Here is a 16,909-nt window from a genome sequence, read left to right as displayed (position 1 = left end):
TAAAAGTTAGCGCGCACTATACGCGTGATTACAGTAAATCTCAATTGCTGGTGATTAAATTCTGCTAAAAACCATTTAAAAATCCAGATGATGAATAAAAATAATTGAGTAGCATTTTTACAATCAAATGCAGTCCAGACTAAAATGATAATAAAATAATGAAAATAACAATTAACAGGAATAAAAATGAAAACTCTAATCAATATGGTAGTACTTATGATGGTTACATTATTTGTACTCAATTCATCAGCTAGTAGCAGCACACTGACCCCCGAAAACATTAATGGTGTTTATTATTTAGGCACTCCAGAAAGAGGGCAATCTAAGGTTATTGTCCAGTTTGGCCAACTAGGAGGCAAAAACGTTGTTGCTGTGGCAGCTTGTAAAAAATGCCCTCCTGCCGTTTATACTTATAATACTGAAGAAAGCCAAACACTAGGCGTGCCTGTTTTTTCTACCGCAGGGCTTTACCTGTTTAAATATGATGATGATAGTTTTGTATTAGTACAGCCCGACGGGATATTAGGTCGAAAAATCTGGAAAAAAATAGGTCATGCTAATATCTATTCAAAAAACCAATCCAAATCACAATCGATAACACGTCAACAAATAGAGACTTTTGCTATAAAACTATCCTCAGATATTATGAATCAAGATATCGGCGAAATGGCACACAATGATGGACGCTATTACTTAGCAATACCAGTCAAACATTTAGGAAAAGCTCAAAAAGAATATACTATTGAGTTTCTAACAGAAGGTAAAAAACAAATTAATATCAAGCCCTGCGATCGTTGCCCAATCAATACATACCAACATTTACCAGAAGAAAGCGCCATTGCTGGCGTTGACGTCTACTTGCATGCGACTAGTTATTATCTATTTGACTTAAAAGACGGCGTGCTCATTTCTACCTTTGCAAATGCAGGCGGCTTAGGCAAAGTTTTATGGGACAAGCATAACCATTACAATGTGTTTTCAAATAACCAAGCCTACATCAGACAAATTTTATCGCAAAAAGAAAAGCAGAATATCATTGATCAAACCATGGCTGGTTACTTCAAACAAATAAAATTAGAATTTGAAAAACGCGCTAATGAAGCACAAAAACAAAAAGTTGCCAATCAAAAGTTACCACAACAAGGTTTAAAAGATCCTGCTCAACAAAAGCAAGCACTACAAGCAGCTAAGCAATGGGCCAATGCCTGGAATTGGAAAGAAACCTTAAAACAAAGTTACTTCATAGGAAATGACTGGGCAATTACTCGTAATCCACTCACAGGGATCATCACAGGAAAAATTATTTCTGGTATCGTCACTATGACTCATCCAGATGGTCGTTGCCGATTTCAATATGTAAGCTTTCGCCAAGATCATGATGGCAATCAATTTACTAACTTCCATATGACTGGGGTAGGTCCTATTTATGATTTAAACTGCGATAATTTATAATTAGACTTAAAAGCTAATGTGATGTCATTGATGAATTAAAAACAAAAAACTTATTCACCCAACACTTATTGGTGTAGTCGCTATTGACAATGTATGGGGATCATTATTTTTTCGATTACCTTGGCTTTATAATTTATATTCTTCTTCGACTATTGGCTAGACAACTAGCTGGAAAAGTGAGTACTCAATGGATGCAATTACCAAGTACATATCAAACCTGGATAGGCACAGCCTTAATGCCCAAAGCTGGTATAGCGATTGGCATGCTTATACTCTTATGTATTTTACTAATCATCGATGCAATCGTATGACTTACCAATAGCAAAGATGTTTAACATGACTTTGTTTAAGAAATTTTTCAGCATTAACGCCTTGTAGTTGAGCTAGAGTACTCATTCCTCCGGCTAAAGAACACGTTGAAGCAAAGACAGTCACAGAACGTGGTGCACCTTCTATTGGGTAACCTGTTTTTGGATTAAGAATATGAGCATAACTTTTTCCTTTATAAGTAAATACTCGCTTGGTACTACCACTAGTTGCTACCGCTCCTTGTGTTACTGAAATGACAGTTTTAACCGATTGCTTAGACACAACACTTTCAACACCAACTTGCCAGGGTGGATGTAACGAATTAAAACTTAAAGCACTTAAATCGCCACCAAGATTAACCAGAAAACTTGCCTTATTTTTTTGGCAGATTGGCGTTAATAACTTAGTGACCTCATCAACACAATATTCTTTTCCTAATCCACCAAAATCTATTTCCATTTTTTCAGGCAAAATAAATTTTTTTTCATCATAAATAATTCTTTTAAACCCCACCTGAGGCAATATAGTCTTAACCTGTTCTTCAGTTGGCGGTTTTGCCTCAGTTTTAAATGACCATATTTTTCTAAGCACCCCCGATGTAATATCAAACAACCCATCACTTAATTCATATAGTTGGCGAGCATATTCAAGCAATGCAAAGGTTTCTGCATCTATAGTGACTTCTTTTCCTTTGCTATGATTTAATTGCCAGCATAAATTATTTTCAACATATCGACTAAACTTATACTCAATTCTATGAGTTTCATCAACCGCAAGCTTGGCAACTTCATTGACTAAATTCAGATCATTTGAATAAATTAAAATCTCACAAGGGCTAGCCATAGCAAAAAATGAAACTTTAAAAAAATTCTTATACGAATGGACTTCAAATGGTTTCAAGTTTTTTCCATCATATTCTGTACGACTTAAATCAGTCAAAGAAATAAGTTAACTGAATCATAAAAGCATCAACCTCTGGATAAATATCTAAGTCTTCAACTGCAGAAACGAGTTCAGCAGTCGCCGCTTTAGGCGTTTGTAGATAGTATTCAGCTCGAATTTCAGTTCGGTTATCCCCTATCATAAAACCATATTTTAACCCAAGAGTAACAGCAGACATCTCACCAACTCGATAATCTGCACTGGCAAACTCAGGTGTTGCTTGCCCTTGAAGCATATAGGGTTTATAAAAATCAGCTGCTGACTGTTGATAAAAACGAATGTGGGGTTCCCAGAAAGTGTTATCGTTTGAAAATATATGCCATTTAAAGTCCAGTGTATGAGATTTTATTTCCCAATCATCAGTTAAATAACGGTAAGAAAAATCAACAATCGAATCCTCTAAGTGGTATTTCATCATACCAAATAGAGAGTGCTGTTTTCTCGATTCAGGTCGACTCTCATAAACATAATCTTGAGCGATAGCATTATTATCAATGACAGATAACACTTTAAAAGGGTCGGTTAAATAACCGCTTATATCTGCATAACCATAGTTGAACTGCATTATCATTCTTCGATTGACAATTTGAGTCCAACCTAATAATAACTCGGTCGTATCAATACTGCCATCACCATCAATTCTCGTTGCATTAAATGCTTGCCGGTAAGTATCTTCATTAGCAAACTGTCCAGAATCAATTACCATCGATGAAAAACCCAATGGCCGTCCACCTTCAGGAGATACCGTATCTGATGCTAAAGAAAGACCAACCGACAAAGTCGTGTTTTTGCGATCGAAATCTTTTGCGAACTCACCATTAAAAGAAATAGATCGATAATCGTACTCTCTTGATAAATTAGTACCAACTGTATAGCGAGAATCTTCACCAATAATATCAGTCCAACTAACGTTTAACTGTGCACGTGTATCTTTAAAAGTATCATCTAAAGGTGTTGTTAAAGGACTGATAGTATACTGTCCATTACCAGATGGTCGAGTGAAGGTTTGTACAGAATCTTGTAAAATGGCTCCATTAGCAGAGGCTCCCGTTAGAGAATCTAAAACCACTTTATAAGATAACTTTGCAGTATCATCAAAATTTTTTTCAGCCGTAATAATTGTTTCTAATGCAGAAACCCTATCAGGTTCACTATACGTTAAAACACTCCCAACAAATTGCCACTCATCTTCAACGGTTTCAGCATGACTGGTTGTTCCAACTAATGCTGTTGCTGCTAATGCTAATTTTTCGGCAACACTCATATTTGTTTTTAGTTGCATCCGCAACCTCCGCCCGCAAAGCTTTTACCGCCACTAGAAGCTTCTTTACTAAAATAAATATGCTCATCAATTGCCTGATCCATTGGAGAACTATTAATAGCCATTGCTTGCTTAGCCAATAAATCTCTTTCCCAGGGCTCTACCCCCATAGAAGAGCACCCATTAATTAAAGCAATAGATATAATCGCAATAACTTTTAACCCCCTACTTGTCTTTGACATTACCCAATTATTCACAACTAATCCTCATTTTATTTCTGGGGAATTTTATTAATAACAGACTGTAATTGAAGCTCATACTCATCACGTTTTTTGCTAAAAAAACCACTATGTGCAGAAACTACTTTACCATTATGATCAAAAATAATACTGCTTGGCATACCTGGAATTTGATACTTTTTAGCTAACACTCCTGCCTGATCATATAGTACTTCAAATTCGGCAGGATATTTTTTTAGAAAATCTTGAGCAAGCTCATGCTTTTTATCTAAGTTAACGGCAATAATAGCTAACTTATCTTGTCCATATTTTTTTTGCATTTGATTCATCCAGGGAAAGGATTTACGGCAAGGTATACACCAAGACGCCCAAAAATCAAGGTAGACCACCTTACCTTCATACTGAGATAAATCAATTGTATCTGTTGCTTTGGTTGGTAAATTACCAATAATAATGATAACGAATAGGATTAATAGACGCATAGTTGCCTCGTTGGTTAAAATTATTATAAATAATATACCAATTAATTCTTAACTAAAACTTAAGAAAATCACTGTTTGCTTACAGTAGCTAAGTTTTTATTATAAGATGTTATTAATTAACCTCATATATAGTCTCCTCCGATATTGCCAGGTCAAATAGTTTGATAACAGGGACAGGTTTGCTGTCATATATTCGGCCTGTTTAATGAGTCGCTTTAGGCTCTGGCCTCGATGTCAATCGCGCATATGGTCCTTATCAGCTCGTCGGAGTTTGTCCACTAAGGTTAATTAAATAAATGGATATATTTCACTTTTAAATATATTGAATAACAAGCTAAATACGTTATGTCTCAGATATCGAAATTAACTTTATTACCTGAACAGCCGACTTATGAGCAAGCAGTTGAAATCATTGACCAGTTCGAAGATAGTTTTTGGCTGCCTGTTTTAGAATATATAAAAGATAAGCACCATTTACCCACACTGAAGTTTGAACGAATCACCGAAGGAGCAAACGTACTCTTTCAACAGTCAGACTCAATTGTTATCAAAATAGTTCCCCCCAATTGGATTCGACAAGGTTCAGCTGAATTGGAGGCCGCAAACCTTTTAACAAATAAACTGACTCTGGCAACACCAAAAGTATTAGCTCATGGAAAAATAAATAATTGGCTCTATATTATCATCACTAAACTACCAGGCATCTCCTTAGCGGATGTTTGGCCATCAATGAATATTGATAATAAACGAGACATCGTTAATCAACTCGGAGAATTTATTCGTTATCTTCATTTAATACCCATGGAAAATAATTCTTCTTTAAAGGTCGAATGGAATAACTACTTGGGCCAGTTAAAACAAGACTGTATTGCCAGGCATACCCGAAAAAAAGTTCCAAGCCAGTTAGTCGAACAGATTACCCCTTATTTGGCCACAACCAATAGTAAACACGATGATGGTGATGTATTTTTTATTCATATGGATCTACACCCGTGGAATATAATGGTAGAAAAGCAAACTGAACATTATCGCATTACCGGCATTATTGATTTTGGTGATGCCATAATAGGCCGTAGCAGACTATTAGAATTGGCAACCCCCATTTTATTTTTATGTCAGGGAGATAAAGGATTAATAGACGAGCTAATATCTTCCTATCAACTATTAAATAATTATGATGCCAATGCTTTGCAAAAAGACTTAATGAGCATCTCTTTACTGCGCCCCGCTTGCGATTTTAACTTTGTACTAAAACAGGTTCCTATTACCGGAGCAAGAGAAACATGGGAGCAAATTGCAGAGCAACTATTTCCGATATAAACTTGATGAAGCAAGCGATTTAAACTTAATCTATATTAACAATCTTTACTTTATCAAGTTGCGGATATGGCTTGTTAGACTTAATTTTACTCAACATGAAGGGCGTATAATTTTTATCTTTACTAATTTGGTAATTATAAAGCCGAATGATTAACAACCCCAACGCAAATCCTATTCCACTGAACAAAATACTCAAAGCTTCAGACCAATAGTTACCGATAAAGGCACCAATAATCAAAGCACAAAGTGGGATCATGTAAACAATAATAGAGGCTTTTGTCACGCGAGCTTTAGGAATAGATATTACAACCTGATCACCTACATTAGCATCCAATGTATTTTCCAGTTTAGAAATAAAAATTTTGCCCGCCAGGTATTTTTCCAAAACCCCATTACCACACGTAGATTCAACCTGACAAGAAGAGCAAGCTAGCTTGGCTTGAGTATTTATCCAAGCAATGTTATTTTCTATTCGTGTAACAAGTCCGCTCTCTTGAAGCATTTCATTTTTTAATTTCATAAAAAATAGACAACATTAATGAGTCAATAGTTGGATAAAGAGAACCCCATCAGATAACAACTATTATAATTCGATTATTATAAAGTAACAGAGATTTTATGCTTGATTGACCACCTATCAATCAACAAAAAAGAGAAATTCATGGTGAGATAGAGAGAACTATCGCACCATTAAATAGTGAACACTTTAATCTTTAGACTTAATTTCAGAAGGTTTCTTCATATCGCGAACTTGCTTTTCAAGCTCATCCACTTTATTTAATTTAATCGAAACAATTTTTTCACCGCCAACTAAATGCTCACTAACATTTAGACTATTCTTCTTCATTCGATCTAAAATAGCCTGAATTCTATCTAAATTAGCTTGCTCAGCAGCATCCGATTCAGAAATAGCAACAATATCTTCATCTTGAGCTGAGTTTGATTGATTTTCAGCAGTGGTATTATCACCACCCATTCCACTTTGTTGTGGGCTCATCATATCAACAGAAAAGACCATAGCATAAGCAACAGAAGCCGCAACAGCCAGCCCACCGGTTTTTTTCCAAAGCGCAGAGGCAATTTTTCTTTGTTTCTTCGGTCTAGCAATAATGGCGGGCTCTTCAGCAATTTTAGCTGAAATCGCTTTGGAAAATTCATACGAACTAAAAGCCGAGTTTTCTTTTTGAAGTACTGAACTCACCATGTTATATCGATACCATGCTTGGCGTTGTTCTTCACTATCAATTAATTGCTCAATTGACTCAGAAACATCGCCATAACCATCCAAAAGATCAGATAAGTTTTGATCATCATTACCAGAATGATTAGCGAATGTAGATTTATTTACCATAAATTGACTACTCTCAACCCTGATTAGTTAATTGCCTATGTCGCTTCTTAATCACAACACCTAAAATAACCTCAGCTTAATTGACTGAAGATATATCCTACTCATATAAACTAGTCAACATTAAACTGCTCATTTATTATTTAATTTTTATTCTGCCATGTCTGACACAGTTGCTAACAAAAAGTTCAGATAAACTGACATTTATTAAGAAAATATTACGATTTTATATCCATTAAAGGCTTTATTTTCTCATCGATCGCCTCTCTAGCCCTGAAAATACGCGACCTCACCGTACCGACAGGACACGCCATAGACTCTGCAATTTCTTCATAACTTAAGCCTTCTATTTCACGCAATGATATTGCAGTCTTCAAATCTTCAGGCAACTCATTAATAGCCTCAAAAATAGTCGCTTCTAATTGATCTCGCATCATTAGCTTTTCTGGTGATGCATTTTCTCTCAAAGCAACTCCTACCCCAAAGTTTTCGGCTTCTTGTGAATCAATGTCTGACGCTGGAGGACGTCTTCCCCTTGCTGTTAAATAATTCTTTGAAGTGTTAATTGCAATACGATATATCCAAGTATAAAAAGCGCTATCTCCACGAAAATTAGGCAATGCTCGATAAGCCTTAATAAAGGTTTCTTGAGCAACATCATAGACTTCTGCCTGATCGCTAATAAAACGGCTAATTATGACAAATATCTTATTTTGATACTTGGAAACCAATAGGTCGAATGCTCTTTTGTCGCCTCTTTGAACTCTTTCTACTAATTCGGCGTCGGTCGTTTTAGTCATTTATTATTTATTTTCCAATTAACACTAGACTGGGCAAACCTATTTATCATTGACCAGTAAGGAATCTTCTTATTATCACCCCAAGCTTTTCAGCTTTTATAAGTGGTTGAAGTATTTATAGTCGGTGTTGACAGCCAAAAGCCTTCGATAGTTCCCTAGCTTATATTCATTTTTGTTATGCGAACCAAATGCTGACTATTATAGCAAAGCATCAACAGCCCCTCTCAAAAACTTGTCTAACTTATATTTATCAACACTTAAATCGATCAAAATAGAATTTTACCATGTAACCAAACTTTTACCGCGTTAAATTGATAACCTTCAGGCAAAAATTAGTACTACAAAATAGGTAAAACAATTCATATAAAACAATAACATTGGATTTTATCAATAAAATTCAGCAAAATACCCGAACTTCTGACCAATACACACATTTTATGACCATTCATCATCACTCAGATGTATTGATAATAGGCAGTGGCGCAGCTGGGCTAACTTGCGCACTTAACCTTAGCAAACACTTTTCAATCAATTTGTTATGTAAAAGTGACTTAAGTGAAGGCTCAACTTACTATGCTCAAGGTGGCATTGCTGCTGTTTTAGATAATATGGATTCTGTTGATTCTCATGTTAATGACACTTTAATCGCTGGTGCTGGACTGTGCAAAGAACAAGCAGTACGGATGACAGTAGAAAACAGCCGAGAAGCGATTGAGTGGTTAATTGAACAAGGCGTTTCCTTTAGCCAAGAGCAGCAGGCTGATGGTTCCAATAATTACCACTTAACTCAAGAAGGTGGACATAGTCACCGAAGAATCATTCACTCAGCCGATGCGACTGGTAAGGCGGTTCAAACAACACTTTCTGATCTGGTAAAACAACAAACGAATATCCGACTATTTGAAAACTACAATGCGGTTGATTTAATTACCTCACACAAACTTGGGCTAATCGGCCATGAAAATCGTTGTTTTGGGGCTTATGCATTTAACCGAAATCAATCAAAAGTAGAATTGTTTCAAGCAAAATTTGTTGTGTTGGCAACAGGCGGAGCAAGCAAGGTTTACCTTTATACGAGCAACCCGGATATATCAAGCGGTGATGGTATAGCCATGGCTTGGCGCAGCGGATGTCGTATAGCCAATATGGAATTTAATCAATTTCATCCAACCTGCTTATTTCATAGCAAAGCCCATTCATTTTTAATTACCGAGGCATTACGTGGAGAAGGCGCATACTTAAAACTACCAAACGGTGAACGTTTTATGCCTCGATTCGATGAACGAGCAGAGTTAGCCCCTCGAGATATTGTCGCTCGCGCTATTGATCATGAAATAAAACGACTGGGTATTGACTGTGTTTACTTAGATATCAGTCACAAAGACAGCGACTTTATCAAGTCGCATTTTCCGACTATTTATCAAAGGTTGCTCCCTCTCAATATTGATATTACTCAACAAGCCATTCCTGTCGTACCGGCAGCTCACTATACCTGTGGTGGCGTTGTTGTCGATAACCATGCAAAGACAGATATTAGTAACTTGTTTGCCATTGGAGAAGTTGCTTTTACAGGGCTCCACGGAGCCAACCGAATGGCTAGCAATTCACTACTTGAATGTCTTGTTTATGCAAGAGCAGCAGCCAAACAAATTCGTAAACAGAGCAAAGAATTAGAAGACATAAAAGTTGATATACCTGCCTGGGATGAAAGTAAAGTGTCTGACTCTGATGAAGAAGTCATTGTTTCTCATAACTGGCACGAACTACGCCATTTAATGTGGAATTATGTTGGAATTGTTAGGACTACAAAACGACTAGAGCGGGCCCAACGCCGCATATTGCTATTAAAACAGGAAGTCAAAGAATACTATTCAAATTTTAAAGTCAGCAGTAATTTACTAGAGTTAAGAAATTTACTGACTGTTGCAGAGTTGATTATTGAATGCTCAATGCGACGAAAAGAAAGCCGAGGGTTGCATTATACGCTAGATTACCCTGATTTAGATGAATCAGCCAAAGACACTATCGTTTCTAAACTCGATTAGATATCAGATTTAAATATTGACTGAACAAAGTCCATTAAATCAGTCGTTAGCTTGTTGTAGCCGCCAAGTCTTGTTTGGCTAAATAGCAAAGTTCACTGTAAGTTCTTTGCCCCATCCCCCTTCTGGTAAATAACCAGGTGTAACTTTGCTGCTCACTTGTAAAGTGCAACAAGCATGCATGACGAGAAACCCAGCTATTCGGTTGCAAAGTTAAATAAGCAATACTTTTCACTTGAGTATCAGACTGAATCAACCAATGTTTCCCACTCCAGCATAAATCATCCATCGCATTGGTGAGTTTTTTGTAATGTGTTAAACAAAAATAATAAGAGCAGCCAACGGTTAGCACAACCAGCAAAGAAAGCCAGTTAACCACGAAAAAATAAAAGATGATGAACACAAAGCACAGATGTAAACCGACAAGACCCCAAAACATTATTGGGCATAATTTGATTGGAAAACGGGATGCAATTTTCATATATACTTTCCTTGTAAAGACGTTGCATTGAGCACTTACCTTGCTCAATAACTCACTTAAAGCTCTTGATTGGTATCAAACACCGACCTGCATGACCTTTTTAATATGCTGGACGATATGTCGCAGCTCAAGATTATCAGACTCACCATACCCCATCAACCAGGTATACAAATCTGGATCAGCCTCTTTTAAGAGTTCACGAAACTGTCGCTGTTCATCATGAGATAAATCATCAAAATATTGTTCAAGAAATGGAATCAATATCACATCCAATTCCAACATGCCTCGCCGACACTGCCAAGCCAAACGTGTTTTTAAAGAAGGTTCTACCATTAATATCTCTTTAATCAAGGTATTTCACAAAATAGTACTCCATAATATCAGTTTGCCAATTCCAGAGGAAAGCATAAGATGAGTATCTGCTCATTATCAGTTAAAATGCGTCCTATCCTCCATCATATTAATGAAAGATAATGAGTGAAAATTTAACTGATAATTTTTGTCCTCTTACCGATTTTGGCTGTATCCAAATTACAGGTGTCGATACTGTTCGCTTTCTTCAAGGACAAATAACCACTAACGCAGAACAAATAACCAACAATGAATTAACACTATCAGCTATGTGTACACCTCAAGGCCGTTGTACTGCGCTTTTTTTTATTACTAAAGTCCAAGACTCTATTTTTTTAATACTCCACAAAGAAACAATAGAAGCAACTTTAGCTAACATTAAAAAATATGTGGTTTTTTTTAAAGCAGAAGCAGCTGATGTTTCTGACGACTATTACCTCTATTGTTTGCAATCACCTTGTGGTGAATTTCCGCAAGCGCCTTCACCACACATTAACGTAATGACAATAAGCCAACTTGCTCAACATCCAGTTCGAATAATACTAGCGGCTCAAAATGAAAAAGAGCGGCTAGCTAAATTGTTCAAAATAACAACAAGCTCGTCACAGATCACTTTTTTTCAATTGCTTGCTAATCAACGCATTCCGTGGTTAACAGCAGAAACCCAGAATGAATTTTTGCCCCATAACCTAAATTTGCCAGCACTAAAAGCCGTTGACTTTAATAAAGGATGTTTTACCGGACAAGAAGTCATAGCCAGAATGCAATATAAGGGTAAATTAAAAACTCACATGCAACTATTTCAAATACAACATCCACTAGAAATAGAGAGCAAAACAAAAATTTGGGCTAATGAAAAAACAGCAGGTGAAGTAATATGTAGCGCTAGCGGGCAGCAGACCACTTCGGTGTTGGCATTAATAAAAGATAACAGCCTAGAAAGTGAAATTTTTCGGTTGAATGATGAAAATGGTCCTATACTTGAATTAATTAAAGTGACTTAATATAGAAAACTCTATGAGCCTCGAAAAAGAATTTTTAGCAGAACTAATTGACGCAATATCAAATGATCGTTTGACCTTGCCTACACTGCCAGAAGTAGCATTGAAAATTCGAGAAGCGGTGAATGATGATGAAGTTAACTCAGGCAGCTTAGCAGCTGTGATAGGACAAGATGCTGCGCTGGCAGCAAGAATAATCAAAGTCGCCAACAGCCCTCTCATGCGGGGAGCTGTTGTGGTGGACAACTTACAATTAGCAATTACGAGAATGGGCATTAACTTTGTGAGAAACTTAGCCACAGGCTTAGCCATGGAGCAAATGTTTCAAGCAACCCATGATGCGATTGATAAACGATTAAGAGCCTCTTGGGAACACTCTATTGAAGTAGCCTCTATCAGTCATGTGTTAGCTAGTAACTTCACCAATTTAAAGCCTGATCAAGCAACATTAGCAGGTTTGGTACACGAAATAGGAATACTGCCAATACTCACATTAGCGGAAGAAAATCCAGGAATTTTAGAACACGAACAAGTGCTGGATAAAATAATTAATAAGCTACAAGGAAAAGTCGGCCGTGCGATTCTAAAAGCTTGGGATTTCCCAGAAGAATTACGTCACGTACCAGCAGCCTGCACTAACTTTACTCGAGATGAAAATCCTAACGCCGACTATGCCGATGTTGTCACAGTCGCAAAACTACAAGCTTATCCCGAGGGTGAAAATCCATATGCCGATTTAGATACTTCGACCGTTCCTGCATTTCGTAAACTCGGTTTATCACACGAGGTTGATGTCCACCATGTTGATGAACTTGCCGAGGAAGTGGAAGAAGCCAAACAAGCTTTATCTTAATCAACCATGACATGAGTAAAAATTAATACAAAGCAACCACACACTAAACAACTAACCACTCAAAAATTGCTTAAACATATAAGTTATGCAAACGGAGTATTTTTGTGCGCGCTTTTATTGCTGTTTACACAGTCGCTAAAAGCTGCCTATGTATTTCAAACTGTCGCAGGAGAAGCTTTTGATACCGTCACCAATAATGTAGTTTGGACCAACGATCCGGGTCAAACAGATTACCCAACCGACGATGACTATCAATTGATTAATCTTGGTTTTACCTTCTATTTAGGAGAAACGGGATACACACAAGTTCGTTTATTGGGAAATGGTGCACTTCACTTTGGTACAGATCAGGGCTTTCATAAAGACTACAATAACGAAGCCCTACCAATAACTACAGCTTTAGCTGGACCAGGTTTTGAAGAGCCTGCCGACAGAGTTATTGCAGGCTATTGGGATGACTTAGAACCATCTCTAGGCGGCACCGTACGCTATGGAACTTTAGGCTCAGCACCGAACAGACGCTTTGTTGCCTCTTGGGAAAATGTCCCTCGATATAATGGTGCAGGTACAGAATATAGTTTCCAAATTCTCATTTACGAAAACGGTAATGTTAGATTTCGTTACGGGAACGATGACGAAAATGGCAGCAGCTCAACTATTGGCATAGAAGTAGATGATACCGACTTTACTCAATTTTCCTTCAACACCACTAACTCTGTTAACGACGCAAATGATATTTTGTGGACTAGGGAATTTCCAACACTCAATAGTGCGGCCGCAGTTTGTACAGATACAGATACGGTTACTTTAAACTTTGCTTCAGCGGTCTCCCCGGCCAGGGCTTCTTATGCCTCTAACTTTTCAATTAATAATGGTATATCTGTCTTAGCCGCGACCTATATCAACTCAACCACGGTAGAACTCACCACAACGCCCATGAGTACAGGCGTCACTTATACCGTATCAACCACTTTTCCTAATCAAAGCACCACTTTCACCTTAGCGGCAGGTGCAGCAGTATTTGTTAACTCCACGACTCCCGGAACAGGTAGCTATACAGCTACCTCAAGTGGCGATTTTACAATCACCATTGTCGGTGGTGGTGGTGGTAGCGGCTCAGCCACTCGGGGTGGACAAGGTGCAACGGTAACAGGCACTTTTAGTGTAAGCAGCGGCGATATTATCCGTTATGTAGTTGGCGCTGGCAGCTTGGCTGCCAATGGCGCGGGAGGTGGTGGTAGCACCGGAGTCTTTATTAACAACACGCTAGTGATGGTTGCCGGTGGCGGTGGCGGTGGCGACAACAGTAATAATGCTGTGGGTCAAGGCGCGAATAATAATACAAGCGGTGACAATGGCACGGGAGGAAATGCGGGTGCTGGCGGAACAGCTGGTGCTGGCGGTGGCGCTTCAACAAGCGCTGGCGGCGGCGGCGGGATTAACTCTGCCGGGGCAAACAGTAGTAACGGTCAGGGAGGACAAGCAGCTGATTTAGACCCAAGCGACGGGGTCACTTTTGTCGCAGGTGGCGCAGCAGGAAACAACTCATCAGCAGGCGGCGGCGGTTTCACCGGTGGTGGTGGTGCAGCTCCTAATTATTGGCCCGGTGGTGGTGGTGGATATTCAGGTGGTGGAGCTGGTGGTTCAGGTGGACGCTCAGGCGGCGGCGGTTCATATTTAAATACTGCGGCACCAGGTTATGTGAACGGCTCAATCACTGCTGGCGCAGATGGTACTACGGGCGGTGCCGGTGTCGACGGGGCAAATGGCTCTATTAACGTATCAGGTACTATTGCATGTGGCCCTAGTAACTTTGTTATTAGTCATGATGGCAATGGAATCAACTGTTTACGTGAAGCGATCACATTGACCGCCGTTGATAGTGGTGGTTCCGCAGTCACAGATTATACGGGAACTGTTAATCTATCCTTGAGTACCAACCACGGTAATTGGTACACCACTGATGAAAGCGGTACAAGTAGCGATCTTGCTCAGGGTACGCTGACAGATACTGCAGGAGATAACGACGGTGCAGCCACTTATCAATTTGTGGCTACAGATTTAGGTAATGTCACTTTATACTTAGAAAATACTGTCCGCGAAACCGCTGATATTGATGCTACAGAAGGTTCTGTAACAGACGATGATAGCGAAGGTAACATCACTTTTCGGCCATTTGGCTTTGTTGTTACTCCTTCACCAATAACAACACAAATTGCTGGACGACCATTTAGTTTAACTTTAACTGCCGCAGGACAAACACCGTCACAGCCCAACTGCGGTGTTATTGAAGAGTATACAGGCACACAAGCCATTAATTTCTGGTCCAGTTATAACTTACCAACAACCAGCCCTACTCAGGTAATCATTGACTCGGCTAATATTGCCACCTCCGAAACCGCCTCTGCCCCTCAAAATGTCACATTTGCTGCTGGTGTAGCCACTGTCAACGTGCAATACAACGATGCAGGTCAAATAGGCATTAGTGCAAAAGATGAGGCAGGGATTGGTGAACCAACTCCTGGTAATGTTGATGAAATTATTGGCGGAATCACTCCCTTCATTGTCCGTCCCTTTGGTTATGATGTTCAAGTTGATACGAATCCCTATGCAGATGATGTAAACGATAGTGTATTTCTAACCGCTGCTAATAACTTTAATATGACTATACGCAGTGTGCTTTGGCAACCAACTGATGATTTAGACAATAATGGGATCCCAGACCCTTTTGTTGATAGCAATGCCGATGGCATACCTGACTCCGGCGGTAATTTGAGCGACAATGGAGTAACTCCCAATATTTCTCAAATTACCGGCAATATTACACTGACTCCTACAGCATTGGTTGTTACCAATGCTAACGGTTCACTTGCAACGACCTTAGTTAACTATAATAACTTTCCTGCTCCTGCAACAGCTGGTGCCGGAACCTACAGTTTTTCTCAAAGCTGGACTGAAGTCGGCATTTTACAAATTGATGCACTAACTAACAGTTTTATGAGTAGCGGAACAAACATTACTGGAGAGCGAATTAATATTGGCCGATTTGTGCCCGATCATTTCAACTTGTCCATTACCAATAATTGGACTGAACAATGCAGTGGTACATTCAGTTATGCAGGTTTTGCAAATGGGGTTGTAGGATTAAATAAAATAGGACAATCGGACAGCCTTGTTTTCACCGTTCAAGCCGTTAACAGCGCCAATAACCCTACACTCAATTATGATTCAGGATTCGCCAAACTAGAAGCGGGTACTATTACCACCACAGCCTTTGATACAGTGGCAGCAGCCAATGCATCAGGCACTTTAAATACAACAACATCAGCAATTAATTTTAATACCAGTGGCAATGCGTCCATAACACTATCAGATACCTTCTACCAATTTGACGTGCTGGGCGCACCTCTCAACTTAAGGCTCGACATCAATGCTACAGATTCAGATAGCATCAGCGGCAACGCCAGTTCAAATACGATTGAAAACCGCTTGGGCCGTATGCGACTAATAGACGCTTATGGCCCAGAAACCAGTGATCTCGAAATTAAAATTGCCACTGATTATTATGACGGCAGCGCTTGGGTTATTAATTCAGCAGATAACTGCACCTCCTATATTCAAAGTGACGGAGTGCTTAACCCAACCAGTTACACCGATAACCTCAATGCAGGAGAAACGGCCGCCTTTTCACCCTCAACTTTGCAGACATTAACCGCTGGTGTAAGTGGCCTTGCCAATGGACTGTGGTATTCAGCACCGGGTAACAACAACTACGGCAGTGTAACCGTCGACTTTAATCTAACCTCTCAAAATTGGCTAACGCTTGATTGGGATGGCGATAACGCTATTGATAATCCTAGCGCGGTTCTAAACTTTGGTTATTATCGTGGTAGTGATAGAGTTATTTTTTGGCGAGAATTAAGAAACTAAATTGAAGCAACCACGGGCTACTTAAACGGTATTATTGGGGGAAATTGTACCAACCACTTCACAAGGTCATAAAGTATTTTGGTAAGTAATCCTTCACA

Annotated in this window: 16 protein-coding genes; 7 read left to right on the top strand and 9 right to left on the bottom strand. The window is 38.9% G+C overall.

What is annotated here, in order from left to right:
- Window positions 1–186: 186 nt before the first annotated feature.
- Window positions 187–1,452: a hypothetical protein gene (locus tag ACT5E3_RS07465; RefSeq protein ID WP_444997671.1), complete on the top strand. Its 1,266-nt coding sequence runs from the start codon at window positions 187–189 to the stop codon at window positions 1,450–1,452.
- 83 nt (window positions 1,453–1,535) lie between these two features.
- Window positions 1,536–1,763: a hypothetical protein gene (locus ACT5E3_RS07460; RefSeq protein WP_444997670.1), complete on the top strand. Its 228-nt coding sequence runs from the start codon at window positions 1,536–1,538 to the stop codon at window positions 1,761–1,763.
- A gap of 1 nt (window position 1,764) precedes the next feature.
- Here ACT5E3_RS07460 and ACT5E3_RS07455 read toward each other — a convergent pair whose 3' ends face one another.
- The 4 genes from ACT5E3_RS07455 to ACT5E3_RS07440 are packed head-to-tail and all read right to left on the bottom strand — an operon-like array spanning window position 1,765 to window position 4,685.
- The gene (locus ACT5E3_RS07455; RefSeq protein WP_444997669.1) at window positions 1,765–2,661 is read right to left on the bottom strand and encodes an FAD:protein FMN transferase; all 897 of its coding nucleotides are present in this window, start codon (window positions 2,659–2,661) and stop codon (window positions 1,765–1,767) included.
- Window positions 2,662–2,692: 31 nt separating this feature from the next.
- The gene (locus ACT5E3_RS07450; protein WP_444997668.1) at window positions 2,693–3,985 is read right to left on the bottom strand and encodes a DUF3570 domain-containing protein; all 1,293 of its coding nucleotides are present in this window, start codon (window positions 3,983–3,985) and stop codon (window positions 2,693–2,695) included.
- Window positions 3,976–4,221, bottom strand: coding sequence for a DUF4266 domain-containing protein (locus ACT5E3_RS07445; RefSeq protein WP_444997667.1), 246 nt, complete (start codon window positions 4,219–4,221; stop codon window positions 3,976–3,978). Before ACT5E3_RS07445 ends, ACT5E3_RS07450 begins: the two co-directional genes overlap by 10 nt.
- Before the next feature lie 14 nt (window positions 4,222–4,235).
- The gene (locus ACT5E3_RS07440) at window positions 4,236–4,685 is read right to left on the bottom strand and encodes a TlpA family protein disulfide reductase (RefSeq protein WP_444997666.1); all 450 of its coding nucleotides are present in this window, start codon (window positions 4,683–4,685) and stop codon (window positions 4,236–4,238) included.
- 345 nt (window positions 4,686–5,030) lie between these two features.
- On the opposite strand from ACT5E3_RS07440, the gene ACT5E3_RS07435 reads away from it, so the two are divergent.
- Window positions 5,031–6,005, top strand: a complete 975-nt coding sequence (locus ACT5E3_RS07435; protein WP_444997665.1) for an aminoglycoside phosphotransferase family protein — start codon at window positions 5,031–5,033, stop codon at window positions 6,003–6,005.
- A gap of 25 nt (window positions 6,006–6,030) precedes the next feature.
- On the opposite strand, the gene ACT5E3_RS07430 is transcribed toward ACT5E3_RS07435, so the two are convergent.
- The 3 genes from ACT5E3_RS07430 to rpoE all read right to left on the bottom strand — a co-directional run bounded on the left by ACT5E3_RS07430 (window position 6,031) and on the right by rpoE (window position 8,153).
- On the bottom strand, window positions 6,031–6,525 hold the full coding sequence (locus ACT5E3_RS07430; protein WP_444997664.1) for a SoxR reducing system RseC family protein: 495 nt from the start codon (window positions 6,523–6,525) through the stop codon (window positions 6,031–6,033).
- 186 nt (window positions 6,526–6,711) lie between these two features.
- Window positions 6,712–7,356: a sigma-E factor negative regulatory protein gene (locus ACT5E3_RS07425; protein WP_444997663.1), complete on the bottom strand. Its 645-nt coding sequence runs from the start codon at window positions 7,354–7,356 to the stop codon at window positions 6,712–6,714.
- A 215-nt stretch (window positions 7,357–7,571) separates the two neighbouring features.
- Window positions 7,572–8,153: an RNA polymerase sigma factor RpoE gene (rpoE, locus tag ACT5E3_RS07420; protein ID WP_444997662.1), complete on the bottom strand. Its 582-nt coding sequence runs from the start codon at window positions 8,151–8,153 to the stop codon at window positions 7,572–7,574.
- A 437-nt stretch (window positions 8,154–8,590) separates the two neighbouring features.
- Between rpoE and nadB the strand changes: the two genes are divergently transcribed.
- Window positions 8,591–10,198 (top strand): L-aspartate oxidase, encoded by a 1,608-nt coding sequence (nadB, locus tag ACT5E3_RS07415; protein WP_444998588.1) that lies wholly within the window; start codon window positions 8,591–8,593, stop codon window positions 10,196–10,198.
- 46 nt (window positions 10,199–10,244) lie between these two features.
- Here nadB and ACT5E3_RS07410 read toward each other — a convergent pair whose 3' ends face one another.
- Entirely contained in the window at window positions 10,245–10,676 is a 432-nt protein-coding gene (locus ACT5E3_RS07410; protein ID WP_444997661.1) for a hypothetical protein, read from the bottom strand.
- A 75-nt stretch (window positions 10,677–10,751) separates the two neighbouring features.
- Window positions 10,752–11,009 (bottom strand): FAD assembly factor SdhE, encoded by a 258-nt coding sequence (locus ACT5E3_RS07405; RefSeq protein WP_444997660.1) that lies wholly within the window; start codon window positions 11,007–11,009, stop codon window positions 10,752–10,754.
- 140 nt (window positions 11,010–11,149) lie between these two features.
- Between ACT5E3_RS07405 and ygfZ the strand changes: the two genes are divergently transcribed.
- The 3 genes from ygfZ to ACT5E3_RS07390 all read left to right on the top strand — a co-directional run bounded on the left by ygfZ (window position 11,150) and on the right by ACT5E3_RS07390 (window position 16,811).
- Window positions 11,150–12,031, top strand: coding sequence for a CAF17-like 4Fe-4S cluster assembly/insertion protein YgfZ (ygfZ, locus tag ACT5E3_RS07400; RefSeq protein ID WP_444997659.1), 882 nt, complete (start codon window positions 11,150–11,152; stop codon window positions 12,029–12,031).
- 13 nt (window positions 12,032–12,044) lie between these two features.
- Window positions 12,045–12,881 carry an HDOD domain-containing protein gene (locus tag ACT5E3_RS07395; protein ID WP_444997658.1) on the top strand — a complete coding sequence of 279 codons (837 nt, stop codon included), beginning with the start codon at window positions 12,045–12,047 and terminating at the stop codon, window positions 12,879–12,881.
- A gap of 102 nt (window positions 12,882–12,983) precedes the next feature.
- A complete protein-coding gene (locus ACT5E3_RS07390) occupies window positions 12,984–16,811 on the top strand; it encodes a DUF6701 domain-containing protein (RefSeq protein WP_444997657.1) in 3,828 nt (1,275 codons plus the stop codon).
- Window positions 16,812–16,909: the final 98 nt, after the last annotated feature.

It is taken from the genome of Aliikangiella litoralis (assembly GCF_052495765.1).
The sequence above is the reverse complement of the archived record's forward strand: the minus strand, read 5'-3'. Positions and strand labels throughout refer to the sequence as shown.

Excerpts from the sequence above, each read along its gene's own strand:
- ACT5E3_RS07465 (WP_444997671.1), top strand. The coding sequence starts at position 187 with ATGAAAACTCTAATCAATATGGTAGTACTTATGATGGTTACATTATTT.
- ACT5E3_RS07450 (WP_444997668.1), bottom strand. The coding sequence starts at position 3,985 with ATGCAACTAAAAACAAATATGAGTGTTGCCGAAAAATTAGCATTAGCA.
- ACT5E3_RS07440 (WP_444997666.1), bottom strand. The coding sequence starts at position 4,685 with ATGCGTCTATTAATCCTATTCGTTATCATTATTATTGGTAATTTACCA.
- ACT5E3_RS07435 (WP_444997665.1), top strand. The coding sequence starts at position 5,031 with ATGTCTCAGATATCGAAATTAACTTTATTACCTGAACAGCCGACTTAT.
- ACT5E3_RS07430 (WP_444997664.1), bottom strand. The coding sequence starts at position 6,525 with ATGAAATTAAAAAATGAAATGCTTCAAGAGAGCGGACTTGTTACACGA.
- ACT5E3_RS07425 (WP_444997663.1), bottom strand. The coding sequence starts at position 7,356 with ATGGTAAATAAATCTACATTCGCTAATCATTCTGGTAATGATGATCAA.
- rpoE (WP_444997662.1), bottom strand. The coding sequence starts at position 8,153 with ATGACTAAAACGACCGACGCCGAATTAGTAGAAAGAGTTCAAAGAGGC.
- nadB (WP_444998588.1), top strand. The coding sequence starts at position 8,591 with ATGACCATTCATCATCACTCAGATGTATTGATAATAGGCAGTGGCGCA.
- ACT5E3_RS07410 (WP_444997661.1), bottom strand. The coding sequence starts at position 10,676 with ATGAAAATTGCATCCCGTTTTCCAATCAAATTATGCCCAATAATGTTT.
- ACT5E3_RS07405 (WP_444997660.1), bottom strand. The coding sequence starts at position 11,009 with ATGGTAGAACCTTCTTTAAAAACACGTTTGGCTTGGCAGTGTCGGCGA.
- ygfZ (WP_444997659.1), top strand. The coding sequence starts at position 11,150 with ATGAGTGAAAATTTAACTGATAATTTTTGTCCTCTTACCGATTTTGGC.
- ACT5E3_RS07395 (WP_444997658.1), top strand. The coding sequence starts at position 12,045 with ATGAGCCTCGAAAAAGAATTTTTAGCAGAACTAATTGACGCAATATCA.